The 21,412-nt window shown below is 64.9% G+C and carries 18 protein-coding genes; 7 read left to right on the top strand and 11 right to left on the bottom strand.

Translation table 11 applies throughout. The annotated features are described in order from the left end of the window. Nucleotides 1-37: 37 nt before the first annotated feature. The 7 genes from wspF to JV551A3_RS07675 form a co-directional block, all read right to left on the bottom strand. A complete protein-coding gene (gene wspF / locus JV551A3_RS07705; protein WP_133978551.1) occupies nt 38-1,051 on the bottom strand; it encodes a Wsp signal transduction system protein-glutamate methylesterase WspF in 1,014 nt (337 codons plus the stop codon). Then, entirely contained in the window at nt 1,048-3,345 is a 2,298-nt protein-coding gene (locus JV551A3_RS07700; protein ID WP_133970502.1) for a hybrid sensor histidine kinase/response regulator, read from the bottom strand. Before JV551A3_RS07700 ends, wspF begins: the two co-directional genes overlap by 4 nt. Next, nucleotides 3,342-4,004 carry a chemotaxis protein CheW gene (locus JV551A3_RS07695; RefSeq protein ID WP_133970501.1) on the bottom strand — a complete coding sequence of 221 codons (663 nt, stop codon included), beginning with the start codon at nt 4,002-4,004 and terminating at the stop codon, nt 3,342-3,344. Before JV551A3_RS07695 ends, JV551A3_RS07700 begins: the two co-directional genes overlap by 4 nt. Beyond that, nucleotides 4,001-5,275 carry a CheR family methyltransferase gene (locus tag JV551A3_RS07690; protein WP_133970500.1) on the bottom strand — a complete coding sequence of 425 codons (1,275 nt, stop codon included), beginning with the start codon at nt 5,273-5,275 and terminating at the stop codon, nt 4,001-4,003. Before JV551A3_RS07690 ends, JV551A3_RS07695 begins: the two co-directional genes overlap by 4 nt. Next, entirely contained in the window at nt 5,272-5,778 is a 507-nt protein-coding gene (locus JV551A3_RS07685) for a chemotaxis protein CheW (RefSeq protein WP_133970499.1), read from the bottom strand. Before JV551A3_RS07685 ends, JV551A3_RS07690 begins: the two co-directional genes overlap by 4 nt. Nucleotides 5,779-5,783: 5 nt before the next feature. Beyond that, complete coding sequence (locus JV551A3_RS07680) at nt 5,784-7,406, bottom strand: methyl-accepting chemotaxis protein (RefSeq protein ID WP_133970498.1); 1,623 nt, start codon at nt 7,404-7,406, stop codon at nt 5,784-5,786. 391 nt (nt 7,407-7,797) lie between these two features. Continuing rightward, nucleotides 7,798-8,490 carry a tellurite resistance TerB family protein gene (locus tag JV551A3_RS07675; protein ID WP_133970497.1) on the bottom strand — a complete coding sequence of 231 codons (693 nt, stop codon included), beginning with the start codon at nt 8,488-8,490 and terminating at the stop codon, nt 7,798-7,800. Nucleotides 8,491-8,707: 217 nt separating this feature from the next. On the opposite strand from JV551A3_RS07675, the gene ydcS reads away from it, so the two are divergent. The 5 genes from ydcS (at nt 8,708) to JV551A3_RS07650 (ending at nt 14,192) form a co-directional block, all read left to right on the top strand. Further along, nucleotides 8,708-9,859, top strand: a complete 1,152-nt coding sequence (gene ydcS, locus JV551A3_RS07670) for a putative ABC transporter substrate-binding protein YdcS (RefSeq protein WP_133970496.1) — start codon at nt 8,708-8,710, stop codon at nt 9,857-9,859. A 150-nt stretch (nt 9,860-10,009) separates the two neighbouring features. Further along, entirely contained in the window at nt 10,010-11,041 is a 1,032-nt protein-coding gene (locus JV551A3_RS07665; protein WP_133970495.1) for an ABC transporter ATP-binding protein, read from the top strand. Nucleotide 11,042: 1 nt separating this feature from the next. After that, nucleotides 11,043-11,954 carry an ABC transporter permease gene (locus JV551A3_RS07660; RefSeq protein WP_133970494.1) on the top strand — a complete coding sequence of 304 codons (912 nt, stop codon included), beginning with the start codon at nt 11,043-11,045 and terminating at the stop codon, nt 11,952-11,954. After that, nucleotides 11,944-12,750 carry an ABC transporter permease gene (locus tag JV551A3_RS07655; protein ID WP_133970493.1) on the top strand — a complete coding sequence of 269 codons (807 nt, stop codon included), beginning with the start codon at nt 11,944-11,946 and terminating at the stop codon, nt 12,748-12,750. Before JV551A3_RS07660 ends, JV551A3_RS07655 begins: the two co-directional genes overlap by 11 nt. A gap of 17 nt (nt 12,751-12,767) precedes the next feature. After that, nucleotides 12,768-14,192, top strand: a complete 1,425-nt coding sequence (locus JV551A3_RS07650) for a gamma-aminobutyraldehyde dehydrogenase (RefSeq protein WP_133970492.1) — start codon at nt 12,768-12,770, stop codon at nt 14,190-14,192. A gap of 126 nt (nt 14,193-14,318) precedes the next feature. On the opposite strand, the gene JV551A3_RS07640 is transcribed toward JV551A3_RS07650, so the two are convergent. The 3 genes from JV551A3_RS07640 to JV551A3_RS07625 all read right to left on the bottom strand — a co-directional run bounded on the left by JV551A3_RS07640 (nt 14,319) and on the right by JV551A3_RS07625 (nt 18,090). Beyond that, entirely contained in the window at nt 14,319-15,425 is a 1,107-nt protein-coding gene (locus JV551A3_RS07640; protein WP_133970491.1) for an NADH:flavin oxidoreductase/NADH oxidase, read from the bottom strand. 405 nt (nt 15,426-15,830) lie between these two features. After that, nucleotides 15,831-17,540 (bottom strand): single-stranded-DNA-specific exonuclease RecJ, encoded by a 1,710-nt coding sequence (recJ, locus tag JV551A3_RS07630; protein WP_133970489.1) that lies wholly within the window; start codon nt 17,538-17,540, stop codon nt 15,831-15,833. Nucleotides 17,541-17,547: 7 nt separating this feature from the next. After that, the gene (locus tag JV551A3_RS07625; protein ID WP_013971198.1) at nt 17,548-18,090 is read right to left on the bottom strand and encodes a YaeQ family protein; all 543 of its coding nucleotides are present in this window, start codon (nt 18,088-18,090) and stop codon (nt 17,548-17,550) included. 131 nt (nt 18,091-18,221) lie between these two features. Between JV551A3_RS07625 and JV551A3_RS07620 the strand changes: the two genes are divergently transcribed. After that, complete coding sequence (locus tag JV551A3_RS07620; RefSeq protein ID WP_133970488.1) at nt 18,222-19,421, top strand: CaiB/BaiF CoA transferase family protein; 1,200 nt, start codon at nt 18,222-18,224, stop codon at nt 19,419-19,421. Nucleotides 19,422-19,441: 20 nt separating this feature from the next. Beyond that, nucleotides 19,442-20,317, top strand: a complete 876-nt coding sequence (locus JV551A3_RS07615) for a TIGR02285 family protein (RefSeq protein ID WP_133970487.1) — start codon at nt 19,442-19,444, stop codon at nt 20,315-20,317. 68 nt (nt 20,318-20,385) lie between these two features. Here the strand turns inward: JV551A3_RS07615 and JV551A3_RS07610 are convergent, their stop codons facing one another. Further along, nucleotides 20,386-21,216: an IS3 family transposase gene (locus tag JV551A3_RS07610; protein ID WP_235874553.1), complete on the bottom strand. Its 831-nt coding sequence runs from the start codon at nt 21,214-21,216 to the stop codon at nt 20,386-20,388. Between the last annotated feature and the right edge of the window lie 196 nt (nt 21,217-21,412).

The raw sequence follows: 21,412 nt of genomic DNA, 5'->3' as shown, positions 1-21,412 counted from the left end.
TCACTGCCGGCCTGGCGGCGTGATTCAATACACTTCGTCATTTTGCGAAAAATTCCATCAAGCGCCCGGCTATGCGTTCCAGCGGGCGGATTTCCACTGCGGCATCGATGGCCGCAGCGGCCTTGGGCATCCCGTACACCGCACTGCTGGCCTGGTCCTGGGCAATGGTCAGGAAGCCCTGCTGGCGCATCAGCTTCAGGCCCTGGGCACCATCGCGGCCCATGCCGGTAAGCAACACGCCCACCGCATCACCGTTCCAATAGCGCGCCACACTCTCGAAGAACACATCGATCGAAGGCCGATAGATTTCATTGACAGGTTCGGCAGTGTAGGCCAGTTGGCCGTTCTGTAGCAGGCGGATGTGGTGATTGGTGCCGGCCAGCAATACCTGCCCCGGCTGCGGCGGCTCGCCTTCACGGGCCAGACGCACCGGCAGCCCGGCTGCGCTGCTGAGCCATTCGGCCATGCCCGCGGCAAACACCTGGTCCACATGCTGGACCAGCACGATGGCCGCCGGAAACGCCGCCGGCAGGCCCTTGAGCAGTACTTCAAGGGCGGCGGGGCCGCCAGCGGACGAGCCGATTGCTACCAGTCCGCGGTGCTGGGACGCTGCCCGCACGGATGCGGCGACCGGGCGTGCAGCCGGTGCGCGCTGCTGACCAATCAACCAGCTTATGTTGAGGATCTTGCGCAGCAGTGGCGCTGCCGCTTCACGCGGGTCGCCCGCCCCCAGTGCCGGCGTGTCGACAACGTCGAGAGCGCCGTGGCCCATGGCCTCGAACACCCGGTGCACGTTCTGCTTGCGGTCGACCGTGACGATGACGATGGCACATGGGGTTTCGGCCATGATCCGCCGGGTGGCCTCGACACCATCCATGACCGGCATGATCAGGTCCATGAGGATCAGGTCTGGCTGCAGCTCGGTGCAGCGCTGCACCGCCTCGGCACCATTGCTGGCCACCCACACCACCTGGTGCTCCGGCTCCAGGGCGACCGCCCGGCGCAGCGCCTCGACGGCCATGGGCATGTCGTTGACGATGGCGATCTTCATCCCTGAGCACCTCCGATCAGCTCAACCACAGCATCCAGCAACGCATCGTCATGGAAACTGGCCTTTGCCAAATAGTAGTCGGCGCCAGCGTCCAGGCCACGCCGTCGGTCTTCCTCACGGTCCTTGTAGGACACCACCATTACCGGCAGTGACTGCAGACGCTGGTCGCGGCGCACCAGAGTGACCAGCTCGATGCCATCCATGCGCGGCATGTCGATGTCGGTGATCAGCAGGTCGAAGTCCTCGCCACGCAAGGCGTTCCAGCCGTCCATGCCGTCCACCGCCACGGCCACATCGTAGCCACGGTTGCCGAGCAGCTTGCGCTGCAGTTCCCGCACGGTAAGTGAATCGTCGACCACCAGGATGCGCTGGCGCGCCGCGCCACGGGCGCCGCTGCTGCCGCGTTCGATGCGTTCCAGGCTGCCGGTACTGAGCAATTTTTCCACCGAGCGCAGCAGGTCCTCGACATCGACGATCAGCACCACCGAGCCATCGTCGAGCAAGGCGCCGGAAGAAATGTCCTGCACCTTGCCCAACCGTGGGTCGAGCGGCATCACCACCAGCACCCGCTCGCCCACCAACCGCTCCACGGCCACGCCATACAGTTGCTCGCGCTCGCGGATCACCACCACCCGCAGGCTGCTCTCCTGCGTCTGCCCGGCCGGGCGGTTGAGCAGTTGGCTGGCCGCGACCAGGCCGATGTGCCGGCCTTCGTGCCAGAAGTGCTGGCGCCCCTCGATCTGCACGATCTCGTCGGCGCCCACTTCGAGCGTGCGTTCGATATGGGCGAGCGGGAAGGCATAGGCCTCGCCGCCCACCTCGACCACCAGGCTGCGCACGACCGACAGGGTCAGCGGCACCTGCAAGTGGAAACGGCAGCCCTGCCCGGCCAGCTGGGTCAGCTCGATCGAACCGCGTAGCTCACGGATCATGTGCTGCACCGCATCCAGGCCCACGCCGCGCCCGGACACCTCGGTGACCTTGTCGCGCAGGCTGAACCCGGGCAGGAACAGGAACGTCAGCAACTCTTCCTCGCTCATCCGCGCCACCGTGTCGGCGGGCGACAGGGCGCGCTCGACAATGCTGCTGCGCAGGCGCTCGAGGTCGATGCCGGCACCGTCGTCAATCAGTTCCAGGCTGAGCATACCGGCCTGGTGCGAGGCTCGCAGGCGAATTATCCCCTCCTCCGCCTTGCCCGCCAGCAGGCGCCGCTCGGGCAGTTCGATGCCGTGGTCGACCGCGTTGCGCAACAGGTGGGTCAGCGGTGCTTCGAGTTTTTCCAGCACATCACGGTCGACCTGGGTCTTGTCCCCTTCCACCAGCAGCCGCACCGGTTTGCCCAGCGAACGGCCAAGGTCGCGCACCATGCGGCTCTGGCCGGTCAGCACATCGGCAAACGGCCGCATCCGGCAAGCCAGCGCGGTGTCGTACAGCAGTTGTGCGCGCTGGCTGGCCTGCCAGCCGAACTCGTCCAGGTCGGCAGCCTGCTGCTGCAGGATCTGCTGGGTTTCCGCCAGCAGGCGCTGGGTCTGAGCCAAGGCTTCAAGCACCTCGCTGCTCTGCCCACTGTCCTCAAGTTGCATGCGCAGGCCGTCGAGCGCCTGCATGCCTTGGCCATGCATGCGCTTGAGGCGCTGCAGGGTGGCCAGGTACGGCTTGAGCCGCTGGGTTTCCACCAGCGACTTGCTGGACAGGTCGAGCAGGCTGTTGAGGCGGTCGGCGGTGACCCGCAGCACCCGCTCAGTACCCTCGCCGGTGCGCTTGCCGGCCTTGCGACGGGGAGCCAGGTCGAGCTCGGGCTCCAAGGGTTCGGCAGGCAGCGGCACAGGTTCGTCTTGCGCGATTTGCACCGGTGTTTCCGGCAGCGCTGGCACGGCTGGCGGCGCCAAGGGCTTGGCTGCCGCCCCCGGGTCGAGCAGGCTGGCCATTTGCGCAAGGAACACCGGCAGCGTCGCCTGGGCACCGGTATCGCCAGGCGTGGCGATGCGCATCAGCAGGTCGGTGCCCTGCAGCAGGGCGTCGATATGCTCGGCGCTCAGCCGCAGGCGGCCCTCCTGGGCGGCCACCAGGCAGTCTTCCATGACATGGGCGACGCTGACGCCAGCGTCCACCCCGACGATCCGCGCGGCGCCCTTCAGCGAGTGGGCCGCGCGCATGCAAGCCTCGAGCTGGTCGGCTTGCGTGGGATTACGCTCAAGGGCCATCAGGCCGGCGCTGAGCACCTGGGTCTGCGCCTCGGCCTCCAGGCTGAACAGTTCGAGCAACGATGCGTCGCGCATTTGCTCTGGGGTCATGACAGGCTCCGCTGCACGGCTGACAGTAAGTGTTGATCGTCCAGCACCCGCACGCTGCGGCCACGCCATTGCAGCACCGCTGCCGTGAAGCGGGAGGCGTCCTGGCCGCTGCCCAGCAGCAGCGGGTCGAGCCGGTGAATGCCGTCGATCTCCTCGACCGCCATCACCACTGGCCCGCCCTCCGCAGCCAGGATCAGCATGCGTGGCATCGCCCGGCCGGTACGTTGCTCGGCAGCATTGGCCCGCACACCCAGCAGGTCCGCCAGTGACAGGCACGGCACCAGCGCACCACGCACGTTGGCCACCCCCTGCAACACCCGCGAGCGCTGGTGCGGCAGCGAATGTACCGCCTGCAGCGGGGCAATTTCGGCCAGGCAGGCGGTGGCCAGCGCCAGCCATTCTTCGCCAAGGCGGAACAGCAGCATGGAGCGGCCGGTGTTTTCGTCGGCCGGCGGCGCCACGGCAGCCTGGTGGTCCTGCATCAGCGCGTAGCGGTCGAGCAGGCGTGTGGCCGCAGCGGCATACACCTCGCAGTTGCGGCAGTGAACGTGACGTTCCAACAGCGGGCACTGCTTGTCGCCGTGCACGCCAATGCGGTTCCAGCAGTCGTCGATGTGCGCGTCATCCTCGGCGAGCAATTGCATCGCGGATTCCTTCATCGTTCAGACTCCCGGCCGACCCGTGCGGCGCGCTCCTGCAGGCGCCGGGCACCGGCCAGGTCGCCCTGGGCCGCCAACAAGGCCGCCAGGTGCACCAGCGCCTCGGGGTGCTGCGGCTCCAGGTACAGGGCTTTGCGATAGTGGGTCAGTGCCTGCTGCGCATCGCCTTCGGTATCGCTGAGCAGCCCCAGCCAGTAGTAAACCTGCGCCGAAGGCGCGAACTGGCCCAGGTAGCGCTGGCATTCGGCACGGGCCTTTTCGCTGGCGCCGGCATTGGCAAGCCGGGCAATGCTGGCCAGCAACTCGCTTGGCTCCTCGCGCTTGTGCTCGCGCGCCGGCGCTGGCTTGGCGGCCACGGGCAGCACCCGCAGCGGGCGCGGCAACGCTGCGCTCGGTAACGGATAGCCAGGCCTGGCAGGTGCTGGCGACATGCGCCGCAAGGGCTGGGCCGGGGGCGTAGCCAGCGCTGCGCTATCGCCCTGCTGACGCACGTAGGCGAACGACTGCGCAATCCCCAGCGGGCGCATGCCCAATCGCGCCAGCAAGCTGCCTTCTGCCGGGCCGATGAACAGCACGCCCTGGGGGTGCAGCAAGCGCTTGAGCATTTCGAACACCCGTTGCTGGGTCGGCACGTCGAAATAGATCAGCAAGTTACGGCAGAACACGAAGTCGTACAGGCCATCGCGGCTGGCCAGGGCCGGGTCGAGCACGTTGCCCACCTGCAGGCTGACTTGCTCGCGCACCCGTTCATGCAACTGGTGGCCTTCCTCCAGGGCATCGAAGTAACGCTCGCGAAAGCCCAGGTCGCTGCCACGGAAGGCATTGCGCCCATAAACGGCCTGCCCGGCCTTGGCCACGGAACTGGGGCTGATGTCCATGCCGTCGATCATGAACGCCCCCGGCGCGATACCCGCATCGAGCAAGGCCATGGCCAGCGAATAGGGCTCCTCGCCAGTCGAGCAAGGCAGGCTGAGCAAGCGCAGCGGGCGCGCCCCGGCCAGCTCCGCCAGGCGCTTGTGCGCCAGGCTGGCCAAGGCGGTGAAGGATTCGGGGTAACGGAAGAACCAGGTTTCCGGGACGATGACCGCTTCGATCAGTGCCTGCTGTTCATCCATCGACTGCTGCAGGTGCAGCCAGTAATCATCCAGGTCTGCGGCGTTCACGGCCACGCAACGCTGGCGCAGCGCACGCTCGACCATGGTAGCGCCCACCGACTCCACATCCAGGCCGATGCGTTCGCGCAGGAAGCGGAAAAAATGCTGTTCGTTCATGTCGGCATCCCTGTCGGATCATCCGCGTACAGCAACGCGTGCACGGCATCGGGCAACAGGTCGCTGACTTCGATGCGCTGCAGCAAACCCTGTTCGTCCTGACGCACCGGGCCCAGGTACGGGGCCTCACCGCTATCCACGCCATACGGCTGGAACTCGTCGGGGTGGCAACGCAGGGTTTCGGTGGCCTGTTCCAGGATCAGGCCAAGCTGCAGGCCGCCTCGGTAGTGCACCAGCACCAGGCGGGTACTGGTGCGCTGCGCTGCCGGCTGGCCGAAGCTCAATGCCGCCAGGTCGACCACCGGTACCAGCAGGCCCCGGTGCGCAAGAATGCCTGCGACCCAGGCAGGCGCCTTGGCGATCGGCTTGAGCGGCTGGCGCGGCAGCACCTCGATCACCTCGTGCACGCTCAGGGCAAAGCGTTGGTCGCGGATGCGAAACTGCAGGTACAACGCCCCCTTGGCGTTGCCCGCCCGCGCGGCGCGCGGCTGCAAGTCGTTCATCGCAGTCAGACTTTGAAGCGCGACACGCCGCCACGCAGGCCTGCGGCCACCTGGCTCAGCTCATCGATGGCGAAACTGGCCTGGCGCAGCGACTCGACAGTCTGGGTACTGGCATCGCTGAGCTGGGCCAGTGCCTGGTTGATCTGCTCGGCACCGGTGGCCTGGGCCTGCATGCCTTCGTTGACCATCAGCACGCGCGGCGCCAGGGCCTGCACCTGGTGAATGATCTGGCTGAGCTGCTCTCCCACCTGCTGCACCTCGAACATGCCGCGGCGCACTTCTTCGGAGAACTTGTCCATGCCCATGACCCCGGCCGACACCGCCGACTGGATTTCGCGCACCATTTGCTCGATATCGTAGGTGGCCACGGCGGTCTGGTCGGCCAGGCGGCGCACTTCGGTGGCCACCACGGCAAAGCCGCGGCCGTACTCGCCGGCCTTTTCCGCTTCGATGGCAGCGTTTAACGACAGCAGGTTGGTCTGGTCGGCGACCTTGACGATGGTCACCACCATCTGGGTGATATTGCTGGCTTTTTCATTAAGGATGCCGAGCTTGGCATTGACCAGGTCGGCGGCGCCCATCACCTGGTGCATGGTTTCCTCCATGCGCGCCAGGCCTTGCTGGCCGGAGCCGGCCAGGCTGGAGGCCTGATCGGCGGCCGAGGTGACTTCGGTCATGGTACGCACCAGGTCGCGCGAGGTGGCGGCGATTTCCCGCGAGGTGGCGCCGATTTCGGTGGTGGTGGCGGCCGTTTCGGTAGCGGTGGCCTGCTGTTGCTTGGAGGTTGCGGCGATTTCGGTCACCGAGGTGGTCACCTGCACCGACGAACGCTGGGCCTGGGCCACCAGGTTGGCCAGGGCCTCGGCCATTTCGTTGAAGCCGCTTTCGATGGCACCGAACTCGTCCTTGCGGTCCAGGCTCAGGCGCATGCTCAGGTCGCCCGAGCGCAGTTTGTCGAGGGCGTGGACAATACGCTGCATGGGCGCGGTGATGGCGCGCATCAGCAACAGGCCACACACGCCTGCGGCGATGATTGCCAGCAGGAGCGAAATGATCATGCTGCCCTTGGCCGTGCTCACTGCACCGACAATCTCGTTGGTGTCGGTGTCGGCGGCGGCGCGGTTGTGCTCGATCACTTCGTTGAGGTGCTTGCGGCCCTCGAGCCAGGCCGGGGTCAGCACATCGGTGATCAACCGCTGGGCTTCGGCGTAGTTGCGTTGTCGATAGGCTTCCAGCACCTGGTCGACGATCTTGAGGTAGGCGACTTCCATCTGGGTGAAGGCGTCGAAGCGCGCCTGGTCGTCATCATCCTGAATGGTGCCCTGGTAGCTGGTCATGTGCTCCTTCAGGCGGTCCTCGAAGCTCTTGAACAGCTCTGCGTCGGCCGAGGTGAATTCGCGGTGGTTGGACAGCCCCACCAGCTGCTGGCTGGTGACGTAGCTGTCGACCCAGGCGCTGCGGATCATCGAGCTGTAGTAGAGGCCGGGAATGCTGTCGGTCCCCACTGCCTGCTCGGCGGAGGCGATGGTCACCAACCGCGAGTAGGCGGCCACGATCATCAGCAGCATGATGGCGATGATCACGGCAAAACTTGCCAGGATCCGTTGGCGCAAGGTCCAGTTCTTCACATTCAGCCCTCAGGAATTCACAACGAGCGGGGAAAATCGCCGAAGTATAGCCCAGGCGCCCAGCGCTCATGCGGCTGAAATGTGGGAATGGAGTAAAAGCTACCGGGTGCTTGCCGCGATATTTTCAGCGCCTGTGAGATCGAGCGCCGCCCGCGCGGCGCTTCGCAGCGCAAGGCTGCTCCTACATCTGTTTCGGGCCAGTAACGCCTGTGCCAACGCACGCGACCGCCTTGTTAGTCCCGCACGATATCGAGATGGACGCCAAGGGCCCGCGCGCCCATGGTCCAGGAATGATTGGCCCGAAACAGATGTGGGAGCAGCCTTGCGCTGCGAAGCGCCGCGCGGGCGGCGCTCGATCTCATAGGCGCTGAAAATGTCGTGACAAGCACTGCTACTGCACTACCGCCTGCCTTGCCTGACTTTCCAGCTCCTGGCGCAAGGCAGGGTCCAGGCGCAACTGGCGGGCCAGTTCGTCCAGGTAGGCGCGCTCCATGAAGTTTTCCTGGTCGACCATCATCACGCTGGCCAGGTACATCTCGGCGGCCATTTCCGGCGTTTGCGCGGCTCGGGCCACTTCGGCCGGGTCCAGCGGCTTGTTCAGCTCGGCATGCAGCCAGTGCTGCAACTCGCGGTCGTCGTCCAGGCGGGTGAATTCGCCCTCGATCAGCGCACGCTCGCGTTCGTCGATATGGCCATCGGACTTGGCAGCCGCCACCAGGGCCCGCAGTACCGCCTGGCTGTGCAGCTCGGCCTGGGCCGGCGGCAGGCGGTCGATGGTCTGTGGCTCGGTGGCGGCCACCTGCTGGCGCGCCTGCCAGTTGCCGTAGGCCTTGTAAGCCAGCACACCGAGCGCGGCCAGGCCGCCATAGGTCAGGGCCTTGCCACCATATTTGCGGGCTTTCTTGTTGCCCAGCAGCAAGCCCATGGCGCCCGCCGCCAGGGCGCCGCCACCGGCACCCGAAAGCAGGCCGCCAAGGCCGCCAGCACTGGCCCCTGGTTTGCCAGAGCTGGCCTTGCCGGCCTGGCTGGCGAGCAAGTCCTGGCCGGACTTGAGCAACTGGTCGAGCAATCCCCGGGTATTCATCAAACGGTCTCCACGTTGGCCAAGGGAGCCGTCAGGTTAAGCCCTGCCCACGCTATCGCCACGAGGGGATTTGCTTCCGGATGTTGCATTGGCTGGCAAAAAGCCAACTAGACTCGATATCGCCAATACCGCGCGTAACCGCACTACGTTTATAACGATCGCTTCACGGCTTGCTTGATGACTGCCCCGACCAAAATCTCCAAGAAGAGGGAACACCATGTCAGTGCACAAGACCGCATTGCTCGGCGCAACCGCCTGCGCCGTGCTGGCCAGCGCCAGCCTGCAGGCCGCCGAACCGCCCAAGGCCCTGGGGGCCGGCGAGGGCCGCCTGGACATCGTCGCCTGGCCCGGCTACATCGAGCGCGGTGAAAGCGACAAGGCCTACGACTGGGTAACCGGCTTCGAGAAGGAAACCGGCTGCAAGGTCAGCGTCAAGACCGCCGCCACCTCGGACGAGATGGTCAGCCTGATGACCAAGGGCGGCTACGACCTGGTCACCGCCTCGGGCGATGCGTCGCTGCGGCTGATCGCGGGCAAGCGGGTACAGCCGATCAATACCGCCTTGATCCCTAACTGGAAGAACATCGACCCACGGCTGCAGAGCGGTGACTGGTACGTGGTCGACAAGCAGGTCTACGGCACCCCGTACCAGTGGGGGCCGAACGTACTGCTGTACAACACCGACGTATTCAAGCAGGCGCCCACCAGCTGGGGCGTGCTGTTCGAGCCGCAGAACCTGCCCGACGGCAAGCCGAACAAGGGCCGCGTGCAGGCCTACGATGGGCCGATCTACATCGCCGATGCGGCGTTGTACCTGAAGACGGCCAAACCCGAGCTGGGCATCCAGGACCCGTACGAACTGAACGAAGCGCAGTACAAGGCCGTACTGGAACTGCTGCGCCAGCAGCAACCGCTCATTCACCGCTACTGGCATGACGCCACGGTGCAGATGAGCGACGTGAAGAACGAAGGCGTGGTCGCTTCCAGTTCCTGGGGCTACATGGTCAATGGCCTGAAGGCAGAGAAGCAGCCCGTGGCCTCGACCATACCCAAGGAAGGCGCGACCGGCTGGGCCGACACCACCATGCTGCACAGCGAAGCCAAGCACCCCAACTGTGCCTACAAGTGGATGGACTGGTCGCTGCAGCCGAAGGTACAGGGTGACGTGGCGGCCTGGTTCGGTTCGTTGCCGGCGGTGCCGGCGGCCTGCACCGGCAGCGAGCTGCTGGGGGCCGAGGGCTGCAAGACCAACGGTTTCGACAACTTCGACAAGATCGCCTTCTGGAAAACCCCGCAGGCCCAGGGCGGCAAGTTCGTGCCATATAGCCGCTGGACCCAGGATTACATTGCGATCATGGGTGGGCGCTGAGGTTGCTTGAATGCCTGTGCCGGCCTCTTCGCGGGTGAACCCGCTCCCACAGGTAAAGCCCCACCCTTGCAGGCGGTGATGATCCTGTGGGAGCGGGTTTACCCGCGAAGAAGCCGGTACAGGAGAAACCGTGTTGTCCGGAGCCTATGCATGCCCCTAGCCGTCCAGTTCACCCAAGTTTCCCGCACCTTCGGCGAGATCAAGGCCGTCGACCAGGTCAGCATCGACATCATCGATGGCGAATTCTTCTCCATGCTCGGCCCCTCTGGCTCCGGCAAGACCACCTGCCTGCGCCTGATTGCAGGCTTCGAGCAACCCACCAGCGGTTCGATCCGCATCCACGGCGTCGAGGCTGCCGGCGTACCGCCCTACCAGCGCGACGTCAACACCGTATTCCAGGACTACGCCCTGTTCCCGCACATGAACGTGCTGGACAATATTGCCTACGGCCTGAAAGTAAAGGGCGTGGCCAAGCCCGAACGGCAAAGCCGCGCAGAAGAAGCCCTGGCGATGGTGGCCCTGGCCGGCTACGGCGCACGCAAGCCGGCGCAGTTGTCCGGTGGCCAGCGCCAACGCGTGGCCCTGGCCCGCGCGCTGGTCAACCGGCCACGAGTACTGCTGCTGGACGAGCCGCTTGGCGCGCTGGACCTGAAGTTGCGCGAACAGATGCAGGGCGAGCTGAAAAAGCTGCAGCGCCAGCTGGGCATCACCTTCATATTCGTGACCCACGACCAGACCGAGGCGCTGTCGATGTCCGACCGCGTCGCAGTGTTCAACCGCGGCCGTATCGAGCAGGTCGACACCCCGCGCAACCTGTACATGCAGCCGGCGACCACCTTCGTCGCCGAATTCGTCGGCACCTCCAATGTGCTGCGTGGCGAATTGGCCATGGCGCTCAATGGCAGCCCGGCGCCCTTCTCCATCCGCCCCGAACACATCCGCCTCGGCGCCCCGGCCACAGCCGGCCAGCACGTCCAGGTCAGCGGCCTGCTGCGCGACATCCAATACCAGGGCAGTGCCACCCGCTACGAGCTGCAACTGGACAGCGGCCAACTACTGGCGGTGAGCCAGGCCAACGACCGCTGGCAGGCGCAGGTACAGGCCTGGCAACCCGGGCAACCGGTACAGGCACACTGGCCCCGCGAAGCCATGACGGTGCTGCAGGAAACCGAGGGCCGCTGACATGAGCACACTGCGCGGCCTGTCCAACCTGCTGTACCGGCGCCCCAACCTGTACCTGGCCCTGCTGCTGATCCCACCACTGACCTGGTTCGGCGCAATCTACCTGGGCTCGCTGCTGAACCTGCTGTGGCAGGGCTTCTATACCTTCGACGACTTCACCATGGCGGTAACCCCGGACCTGACCCTGGGCAATTTCGCCGCGCTGTTCAACCCGTCGAACTTCGACATCATTCTGCGTACCCTGGGCATGGCGCTGGCGGTGTCGCTGGCCAGCGCGGTGCTGGCCTTCCCCATCGCCTACTACATGGCGCGCTACACCAGCGGCAAGACCAAGGCGTTTTTCTACATCGCGGTAATGATGCCGATGTGGGCCAGCTACATCGTCAAGACCTACGCCTGGACTCTGCTGCTGGCCAAGGGCGGCGTGGCCCAGTGGTTCGTCCAGCAACTGCACCTGGATGCCCTGCTGCAGACGGTGCTGGCGGTGCCGGGCGTGGGCGGCAGCACGCTGTCTACTTCGCACCTGGGGCGCTTCATGGTGTTCGTGTACATCTGGCTGCCGTTCATGATCCTGCCGATCCAGGCCTCGCTGGAACGCTTGCCGCCGTCGCTGCTGCAAGCCTCGGCAGACCTCGGCGCCCGGCCCGGGCAAACCTTCCTGCAGGTGGTCCTGCCGCTGTCGATCCCAGGCATAGCCGCCGGCTCGATATTCACTTTCTCGCTGACCCTGGGCGACTTCATCGTGCCGCAGCTGATCGGCCCGCCCGGTTATTTCATCGGCAGCATGGTCTATGCCCAGCAAGGGGCGATCGGCAACATGCCGATGGCCGCCGCATTCACCCTGGTGCCGATCGTGCTGATCGCGGTGTACCTGTCCATCGTCAAGCGACTGGGGGCCTTCGATGCACTCTGAAAAAGCCTCGACCGGGCTGCGCCTGGCGGCCTGGGGCGGGTTGCTGTTCCTGCATTTCCCGATCCTGATCATCTTCCTGTATGCCTTCAACACCGAAGACGCGGCATTCAGCTTCCCGCCCAAGGGCTTTACCCTGAAGTGGTTCGCCGTGGCCTTCGCCCGGCCCGATGTGCTGGAAGCGATCAAGCTGTCGCTGCAGGTGGCCTGCCTGGCCACGCTGATCGCCCTGGTGCTCGGCACGCTGGCCTCGGCGGCGTTGTACCGGCGCAGCTTTTTCGGCAAGGAGAGCATTTCGCTGATGCTGATCCTGCCCATCGCCCTGCCCGGCATCATCACCGGCATCGCCCTGCTCTCGGCGTTCAAGGCCTTGGGGATCGAGCCCGGGGTGTTCACCATCGTGGTCGGCCACGCCACCTTCTGCGTGGTGATCGTCTACAACAACGTGATCGCCCGCCTGCGGCGTACTTCGCAGAGCCTGATCGAAGCCTCGATGGACCTGGGCGCCGACGGCTGGCAGACCTTTCGCTACATCATCCTGCCCAACCTCGGCTCGGCGCTGCTGGCCGGCGGCATGCTGGCCTTTGCCCTGTCGTTCGACGAAATCATCGTCACCACCTTCACTGCCGGCCACGAACGCACCCTGCCGATCTGGCTGCTCAACCAGCTCAGCCGCCCGCGCGACGTGCCGGTGACCAACGTGGTCGCCATGCTGGTGATGCTGGTGACCATGTTGCCGATACTTGGCGCCTATTACCTGACCCGTGGCGGCGAAAGCGTCGCGGGCAGCGGCAAATGACCCTGGAGGAGTCCCCGATGCAAACGCAGATGCTGATCAATGGCCAGCTGGTCGCTGGCCAAGGCCCGGCCTGGACCGTGCTCAACCCGGCGCTGGGCACTGCCCTGGCGCAAATCAACGAAGCCAGCGAGGCCCAGGTGGACAGCGCCGTGCGCGCCGCCGACCAGGCCTTCGACAGCTGGTCGCAAACCAGCCCCAAGGAACGCTCGCAAACCTTGCTGGCGCTGGCCGACGCCATTGAAGCCCATGGCGATGAACTGGCCCGCCTGGAATCGCAGAACTGCGGCAAGCCGCTGAGCGCCGCGCTGAATGACGAGATCCCGGCAATTGCCGACGTGTTCCGCTACTTTGCTGGTGCGGCGCGCTGCCTGGGCGGCTCGGCAGCCGGCGAGTACCTGCCAGGCCATACCTCGATGATCCGCCGTGACCCGCTGGGTGTGGTGGCCTCGATCGCGCCATGGAACTACCCGTTGATGATGCTGGCGTGGAAGATCGCCCCGGCCCTGGCTGCCGGCAACACCGTGGTGATCAAGCCCTCCGAGCTGACCCCGCTGACCGCCCTGCGCCTCGGCGAACTCGCCCGCGACCTGCTGCCACCTGGGGTGCTGAACATCCTCTTCGGCCGCGGCCAGACGGTGGGCAACCCGCTGGTGAGCCACCCCAAGGTGCGCATGGTCTCGCTGACCGGCTCGATCCCCACCGGCGCGCACATCATCAGCGCCACTGCCGACAGCGTGAAACGCATGCACATGGAACTGGGCGGCAAGGCCCCGGTGCTGGTGTTCGACGATGCCGACATCGATGCCGCCATCGACGGTATCCGTACCTTCGGCTTCTACAACGCCGGCCAGGACTGCACCGCAGCCTGTCGGCTGTACGTGCAGGATGGCATCTACGAGCGTTTCGTCGAACGCCTGGGGGCCGCAGTGGTCACCCTCAAGCCAGGCCTGCAGGAAGCCGAGGACACCGAGCTGGGGCCGCTGATCAGTGCCCAGCACCGCGACAAGGTCGCCGGCCTGGTGCAACGAGCCATCGCCCAGCCGCACATTCGCCTGGTCACCGGTGGCAAGGCAATCGAGGGCGACGGTTTCTTCTTCGAGCCGACCGTGCTGGCCGATGCCCTGCAAGATGACGAGATCGTGCGCAATGAAGTGTTCGGCCCGGTGGTGTCGGTGACTCGCTTCAACGACGAAGCGCAGGCACTGGAATGGGCCAACGACTCCGAATACGGCCTGGCCTCATCGGTATGGACCCGCGACACCGGCCGCGCCCACCGCCTGGCAGCGCGCCTGCAGTATGGCTGCACCTGGGTGAATACCCACTTCATGCTGGTCAGCGAAATGCCCCATGGCGGGCAGAAGCATTCGGGGTATGGCAAGGACATGTCGATGTATGGGCTAGAAGACTACACCTGTGTGCGGCATGTGATGATCAAGCACTAGTCCAAGGTTGAATCTACTGGCCTCTTCGCGGGCTCGCCCGCTCCCACAGGTACTCCACAAACCTCAAGGGCTGTGATGTACCTGTGGGAGCGGGCGAGCCCGCGAAGAGGCCAGTGCAGGTAAAACCTAGTCCCGCAAATCCGACTCGTGAATCGGGTTGGCCCGGCTGGTGGCGCGCTGGTATTGCGCAGGCCAGGTAGCTTTGTTGCCGCCCAGATCGTCGTCGGCGTGCAGCGGCCAGTACGGGTCGCGCAGCAGTTCGCGGGCGAGGAAGATGATGTCGGCCTGGCCGGTGCGCAGAATGTGCTCGGCCTGGGCCGGTTCGGTGATCATGCCAACGGTGCCGGTGGCGATTTCCGATTCCTTGCGCACACGCTCGGCGAAGCGGGTCTGGTAGCCGGGCCCGGTGGGGATTTCTGCGTTGACCGAGGTGCCGCCGGAGGACACGTCGATCAGGTCGACGCCCAAGCCGCGCAGGCGGCGGGCCAGTTCGACGGTTTCATCCGGGTTCCAGCCGTCCTCGACCCAGTCGGTCGCCGATACCCGCACGAACAGTGGCAGCTCGGCTGGCCAGACCTTGCGCACGGCCTCGACCACCTGCAGGGTCAGGCGGATGCGGTTTTCGAAGCAGCTACCGTACTCGTCGCGGCGCTGGTTGCTAAGTGGTGACAGGAACTGGTGCAACAGGTAGCCGTGGGCGGCGTGGATCTCGACCACCTTGAAGCCGGCCTTCAGGGCGCGCTCGGTCGAGGCGACGAAGGCGGCGATCACCTGCTCGATTTCATCCTTGTTCAATTCACGCGGCGGGGTGTGCTGCGGGTCGAAGGCGATCTTCGACGGCCCTACCGGCTGCCAGCCGCCCTCCTCGGGTTTGACGCTGCCTTGCTTGCCCAGCCACGGGCGATAGGTGCTGGCCTTGCGCCCGGCGTGAGCCAGCTGGATACCGGGCACGCCCCCCTGGGCGGTGATGAAGCGGGTGATGCGTTGCAGCGGGGCGATCTGAGCGTCGTCCCACAGGCCGAGGTCTTCAGCGGTGATGCGGCCATCGGCGGTCACCGCCACGGCTTCAGTGATTACCAGGCCAGCGCCACCCACAGCGCGGCTGCCTAAATGGACGAGGTGCCAATCGTTGGCCAGGCCATCGATGGCGGAATACTGGCACATCGGCGAAACGGCGATGCGGTTGGGCAGGGTCAGCTGACGCAGGGTGTAAGGCTCGAGCAGCAGGCTCATGAGGGCACCTCCCAAGGACTCCAATGGTGATCCGGCCCGGGCACTCAATTGCACATCCCTGGCCCAGGTCCGGTCATAACTTCAGACTAGACCAGAATGGTTGGGGGGGAGGTTCCATGGGATTTGGTAGAGGTTGAACGGTGGGAGCGGGTTCACCCGCGAAACAGGCAACTCGGCGGATGGCACCGGCTTCGCCGGTGATCGCCGGCAAGCCAGCTCCCACAGGTACAGTGCATGCCTCAAGCCCGATGCAGGCCCTGTGGGAGCGGGCGTGCCCGCGAAGCAGGCGACTCGGTGGATGGCACCGGCTTCGCCGGTGATCGCCGGCAAGCCAGCTCCCACAGGTACAGTGCGAGCCTCAGGCCCGGTGCAGGCCCAGACCGCCAGCAGCGGTGGTACATACCCTCAACCCGGCTCCATGTGGGCAATCATCAGTTGCACACTTTCATTACCACGAAACTCGTTCACATCCAGCTTGTACGCCAATTCCACCCAACGCACCGTGGGGTTCGGCCATACTTCGCGGTCAATGCCAAAGGCAATACCGTCCAGCCGCACCGAGCCACACTCGCTCTTGAGCACCACCTTCAGGTGCCGCTCGCCCACCACACGCTGCTCCACCAACTGGAACACGCCATGGAACAGCGGCTCGGGGAAGTGCTGGCCCCAAGGGCCGGCATGGCGCAGGGCCTTGGCCAGGTCGAGGTGGAACTCCTCCACCGCCAGGCTACCGTCGGACAACAAGCGACCCGTCAGGTCCTCTTCGCGTAGCTGGCGCCGAACTTCTTCGTCGAACGCCTCGGCAAATGCCGGGAAATTGGCCTCGGGCAACGACAAACCCGCCGCCATCGCGTGGCCACCGAACTTGCTGATCAGCTGCGGGTGGCGCGCCGCCACGGCATCCAGTGCATCACGAATATGGAACCCCGGCACCGAACGCGCCGACCCTTTGAGCATACCCTCGCCAGCGTCGGCGAAGGCGATAGTCGGCCGGTGGTAACGCTCCTTCAGGCGCGAAGCCAGAATACCGATCACCCCCTGGTGCCAGTCCGCATCGAACAGGCACAGGCCATATGGCATCGACTCGACCGGCAGGTCCTTGAGCTGGGCCAGGGCCTCGCGCTGCATGCCCTGTTCGATGGACTTGCGGTCCTGGTTCAGGTCGTCCAGTTGCTGGGCCATGTCCTGGGCCAGGGCCGCGTCTTCACACAGCAGGCATTCGATGCCCAGGCTCATGTCGTCCAGGCGCCCGGCAGCGTTCAGCCGCGGGCCGAGGATGAAGCCGAGGTCGGTCGAGGTGATGCGCCGGTGATCGCGACGGGCCACTTCAAGAATGGCCTTGAGCCCCGGTCGGGCGCGGCCGGCGCGAATGCGTTCGAGGCCCTGGTGCACCAGGATGCGGTTGTTGGCATCCAATGGCACCACGTCGGCGACGCTGCCCAAGGCAACCAGGTCGAGCAATTCGCCGATGTTCGGCTGTGGCTGCGTTTCGTAACGCCCCAGGCTGCGCAGGCGCGCACGCAGCGCCATCAGCACGTAGAAGATCACCCCTACCCCGGCCAGCGCCTTGCTCGGGAAGCTACAATCCGGCTGGTTGGGATTGATGATGGCGTCGGCATCGGGCAACTCCGCGCCCGGCAGGTGGTGGTCGGTGACCAGCACCTTGAGCCCGGCGGCCTTGGCGGCAGCCACACCGTCGACGCTGGAAATGCCATTGTCCACGGTGATCAACAGCTGCGGCTGGCGTTGCAGCGCCACCTCGACGATTTCCGGGGTCAGACCGTAACCGTATTCGAAGCGGTTGGGCACAAGGTAGTCGACATGGGCCGCACCCAGCAGGCGCAGGCCCAGCACGCCGACGGTACTAGCGGTGGCGCCGTCGGCATCGAAGTCGCCAACGATGAGGATGCGCTGGCGCTGGTCGATGGCCTCGACCAGCAGATCCACGCCAGCCTCGATGCCCTTGAGCTGCTGGTACGGCAGCAGGCGCGCCAGGCTTTTGTCCAGTTCGGCCTCGCTCTGCACGCCGCGGGCGGCGTACAGGCGGGTCAGCAAGGGCGGCAGGTTACCCAGGAATGGCAGGGTCGGCGGCAACGGGCGAGGTTCGATACGCATGGGTAATTCAGCCGCGCTCACCCAGCAGCCATTCCAGCTGCACTTCGTGCTGGCCACGGTCGTCGGTGACGAACAGCGTGCCTTCACTGATCATCACGTCCCACTTGATGGTGCGTGGCATGTCGGTGGCGAGGGTTTCCAGCACCTCCTGCGGCACGGCGGCGATGCTCAGGTTCTTCAGGCCCTTGACCGCATCTACCACCTTGTTCTGCCATACGCGCAGGCTGCCGTAGGCCAGCAGGCTGGTGCGCTCGGTGCGGCGTGAGCACCAAGTCAGCCGGTCAGCGTCCGGCTGGCCTACTTCGATCCAGTGCAGGATGCGATCGTCCAGGCTCTTTTCCCACAGCGCCGCTTCGTCCACATCGGACAGGCCACGGCCGAACGACAGGTTTTCGTTGTACCACAGGGCGTAGGCCAGCAGGCGCACGGCCATGCGTTCTTCGGTTTCCGAAGGGTGGCGGGCGATGGTCTGACGGACGTTTTCGTACACGCCGCGGTCGAGGTCGGTCAGGTTCAGTTCGAATTTGTAGGTGGTGGACGGCTGGGCCATGGTCGACGGGCTTCGTGCAAAAGAAAAGTGGCACAGTCTAACCCATCCGCACCTTCCATGCGCCGCAGCAGTACCCGGCGAAACCGACGTGTGATAAAACCACGGCTCTGCCCAGCTGCCACGGATGCCCCATGTCGACGCCCAGCAAACCCCTCGCCGGCCTCAAAGTTGTCGAACTCGGCACCCTCATCGCTGGGCCGTTCGCCTCGCGCATCTGTGCCGAATTCGGCGCCGAGGTGATAAAGGTCGAATCGCCCGACGGCGGCGACCCATTGCGCAAATGGCGCAAGCTGTACGAGGGCACCTCGCTGTGGTGGTTCGTGCAGGCCCGCAACAAGCAGTCGCTCACCCTCAACCTCAAGCACCCCGAGGGCCGCGAGATTCTCAAACGCCTGCTGGCCGAGGCCGACATCCTGATCGAGAACTTCCGCCCGGGCGTACTGGAAAAACTCGGCCTGGGCTGGGACGTGCTGCATGCACTGAACCCGCGCCTGGTCATGGTGCGCCTGTCGGGCTTTGGCCAGACCGGGCCGATGAAGGACCAGCCGGGCTTCGGCGCCGTGGGCGAATCAATGGGCGGCCTGCGCTACATCACCGGCTTCGACGACCGCCCACCGGTGCGCACGGGCATTTCCATCGGCGACTCGATTGCTGCCCTGTGGGGGGTTATCGGCGCACTGATGGCGCTGCGGCACCGGGAAGTCAACGGCGGCCAGGGCCAGGTGGTGGACGTGGCCCTGTACGAAGCGATCTTCGCCATGATGGAAAGCATGGTCCCGGAGTTCGATGTGTTCGGCTTTATCCGCGAACGCACCGGCAACATCATGCCGGGCATCACACCCTCCTCCATCCACACCAGCGCCGACGGCAAGCATGTGCAGATCGGTGCCAACGGCGATGCGATCTTCAAGCGCTTCATGCACGCCATTGGCCGCACCGACCTGGCCGACGACCCGACCCTGGCCACCAACGATGGCCGCGACCTGCGCCGTGACGAGCTTTACGGGGTAATCGACCGCTGGGCCAACAGCCTGCCACTGGAGCAACTGATGCAAGTGCTGAACACCGCCGAAGTACCGGCCAGCCGCATCTATTCGGCCGAAGACATGTTCAACGACCCGCAGTACCTGGCACGCGAAATGTTCCTGCAGGCGAAACTGCCGGACGGCAAGCCATTCCGCATGCCGGGCATCGTGCCCAAGCTGTCGGACACCCCCGGCTCCACCGAGTGGGTAGGCCCGGCGCTGGGCGAACACACCGAGGCGCTGCTCGGCAACCTGGGCTACGACGCAGCGGCTATCGCCAGCCTGCGCGCAGCAGGCACGGTCTGACCCTGGCGCGGCCCTGGTCCATGCGCGCTGCCCGTTGCCTACGTCACCTGGTCCTGCTGTGCGGGCTGCTGCCCGCATTGCTATTACAAACTGCCAGTGCCAAGGAGCGCCTCTTCTGGCTGGTGCGCGACCTGCCGCCGTTCACCATTCTGGAAGGGCCGGAAAAAGGCCGTGGGGTGATCGACCAACTGTTGCCTCTGCTGATCAGGCAGATGCCCGAATATGACCACAGCATCGTGCGCGTCAACCGCGCCCGCGGCATCCAGATGCTGCAGGACCCGCAAACTTTCACCTGCGACCCGACCCTGCTGTGGACGCCGGACCGCGCCGAATACGTGCGGTTTTCAACGCCCTCTCTGGGCGTGATCAGTGGCGGCCTGGTGCTGCGCAAGGACAGCGAGGCGCTGGTAGCGCCTTACCTCGATGGCCAGCAGGTAGACCTGCATGGCCTGCTGAGCAAGACTTCGCTGAAGCTGGGGGTTGTCGCCGAGCGCAGCTATGGCACACAGATCGACGCCATTCTGCGCCAGTTGCCCGACACCGCGTTCAGCCGCCACTACGGCAACGACGCCACTGCCAACCTGCTGCAGATGCAACAGCTGGGGCGCCTGCGCATGGTGCTCGGCTACTGGCCCGAAGTGCGCTACCTGATCGAGCAGCAAGGCGGAGCACTGGCTGACTACCGGTTTCATCCTGTTCAAGGGGTGAACCGCTACCAGTTTCTGCATGTAGGCTGTTCGAACAGCGAGTTGGGGCGTATAGCGATTGCGCACATAGACCAGTTGCTGCCTGCCCTGCGCCGGGACGTGTTGCCGGCATTGTATGCACGCTGGCTGGACCCGGCGTTGCAGGAAGACTACCTGGAAGAGAGCAAGCGCTTCTTCGAAGACCACTAGCTGTCGGCTCGGCCCCTGTAGGAGCGGCCTTGTTCTGGTCAAGTATTTCCGGACACCAGTTACGGTGATCAAGCCGCCTGCTGCTCCATAGCTATTGGCGACAAGTAGTTGTTGTAGCTATGGAGTCTGATTCGGTTGTATCGCATGAAGAAGCTGGTCATGTCCTGCTTGGCCTCTTCAATTTCCTTGTAGCCCTTGGGCGGCACCCATTCTGACTTGAGCGTCCCAAAGAAACGCTCTGTCGGTGCGTTATCCCAGCATTGTCCCCTCCGGCTCATGCTCTGCGTTATCCCATGCTCAAGCAGCTCGGACTGGAAGCGCTGGCTGGTGTATTGGCAGCCTTGATCCGAGTGAAACATCAAGCCTGCATGCTTGCCCCTGACCCCTACCGCCATCCTCAGCGCCTTGCTAACCAAGTTGGCGTCGTTGATCAGGGAAAACGCCCAGCCAACGATCCGACGCGCGAACAAATCAATCACTACTGCTAGGTGATACCAGCGCTTCCCGACCATCAAACTGGTCACATCACCGCACCAGACCTGGTTAATTGCTGTTGGCTCAAAGTTACGCGCGAGCAGATTCTTGGCCACAAACGCTTCAACGCCTTTGGAGCGATTTCGATGCGGACGGCGTTGCTTGCTGTCCAGATTTGCCTCCTCCATGAGTTTTCCGGCCAGATACCTCCCCACCTTGAGCTGCTGGGCCTTCAGGTGCTCAGAGATCATTCTCGCACCCGCGCTTCCCCTGCTTTCGCCGTGCAGTTGAATGACTTTTTCTCTGAGTTCGTCACGCTTGGTATTCGGCACTGAACGGCGGCGAAGCCAGTCATAAAACGCGCTACGGGACACGCTCAGCGCACTGCAAAGGAGGCTGGTCGGATACGANCCTGACTCTCTCAGTTCCTCGATCAGGAAAAACGATCGGGATCCGACATCAAGAGAGCCGTAGCCTTTTTTAAGATTTCAGCCTCGGTCTCCAGGCGCTTGATCTTNGCTCGCAGNTGCTGGAGCTCTCGCTGTTCGTCGCTGATCGCTTTGGTACCGGCTACTGGCTGGCCCTTCTGTCGCTCTTTACGTACCTGATCAACCCAGCGGC

Source organism: Pseudomonas inefficax (genome assembly GCF_900277125.1).
Classification (GTDB): domain Bacteria; phylum Pseudomonadota; class Gammaproteobacteria; order Pseudomonadales; family Pseudomonadaceae; genus Aquipseudomonas; species Aquipseudomonas inefficax.
The sequence above is the reverse complement of the archived record's forward strand: the minus strand, read 5'-3'. Positions and strand labels throughout refer to the sequence as shown.

Coding starts and splice junctions, on each gene's coding strand:
- wspF (WP_133978551.1), bottom strand. CDS start 1,051: ATGAAGATCGCCATCGTCAACGACATGCCCATGGCCGTCGAGGCGCTG.
- JV551A3_RS07685 (WP_133970499.1), bottom strand. CDS start 5,778: ATGAACGACTTGCAGCCGCGCGCCGCGCGGGCGGGCAACGCCAAGGGG.
- JV551A3_RS07700 (WP_133970502.1), bottom strand. CDS start 3,345: ATGACCCCAGAGCAAATGCGCGACGCATCGTTGCTCGAACTGTTCAGC.
- JV551A3_RS07665 (WP_133970495.1), top strand. CDS start 10,010: ATGCCCCTAGCCGTCCAGTTCACCCAAGTTTCCCGCACCTTCGGCGAG.
- JV551A3_RS07620 (WP_133970488.1), top strand. CDS start 18,222: ATGTCGACGCCCAGCAAACCCCTCGCCGGCCTCAAAGTTGTCGAACTC.
- ydcS (WP_133970496.1), top strand. CDS start 8,708: ATGTCAGTGCACAAGACCGCATTGCTCGGCGCAACCGCCTGCGCCGTG.
- JV551A3_RS07690 (WP_133970500.1), bottom strand. CDS start 5,275: ATGAACGAACAGCATTTTTTCCGCTTCCTGCGCGAACGCATCGGCCTG.
- JV551A3_RS07615 (WP_133970487.1), top strand. CDS start 19,442: ATGCGCGCTGCCCGTTGCCTACGTCACCTGGTCCTGCTGTGCGGGCTG.
- JV551A3_RS07655 (WP_133970493.1), top strand. CDS start 11,944: ATGCACTCTGAAAAAGCCTCGACCGGGCTGCGCCTGGCGGCCTGGGGC.
- JV551A3_RS07650 (WP_133970492.1), top strand. CDS start 12,768: ATGCAAACGCAGATGCTGATCAATGGCCAGCTGGTCGCTGGCCAAGGC.
- recJ (WP_133970489.1), bottom strand. CDS start 17,540: ATGCGTATCGAACCTCGCCCGTTGCCGCCGACCCTGCCATTCCTGGGT.
- JV551A3_RS07695 (WP_133970501.1), bottom strand. CDS start 4,004: ATGAAGGAATCCGCGATGCAATTGCTCGCCGAGGATGACGCGCACATC.
- JV551A3_RS07660 (WP_133970494.1), top strand. CDS start 11,043: ATGAGCACACTGCGCGGCCTGTCCAACCTGCTGTACCGGCGCCCCAAC.
- JV551A3_RS07675 (WP_133970497.1), bottom strand. CDS start 8,490: ATGAATACCCGGGGATTGCTCGACCAGTTGCTCAAGTCCGGCCAGGAC.
- JV551A3_RS07640 (WP_133970491.1), bottom strand. CDS start 15,425: ATGAGCCTGCTGCTCGAGCCTTACACCCTGCGTCAGCTGACCCTGCCC.
- JV551A3_RS07625 (WP_013971198.1), bottom strand. CDS start 18,090: ATGGCCCAGCCGTCCACCACCTACAAATTCGAACTGAACCTGACCGAC.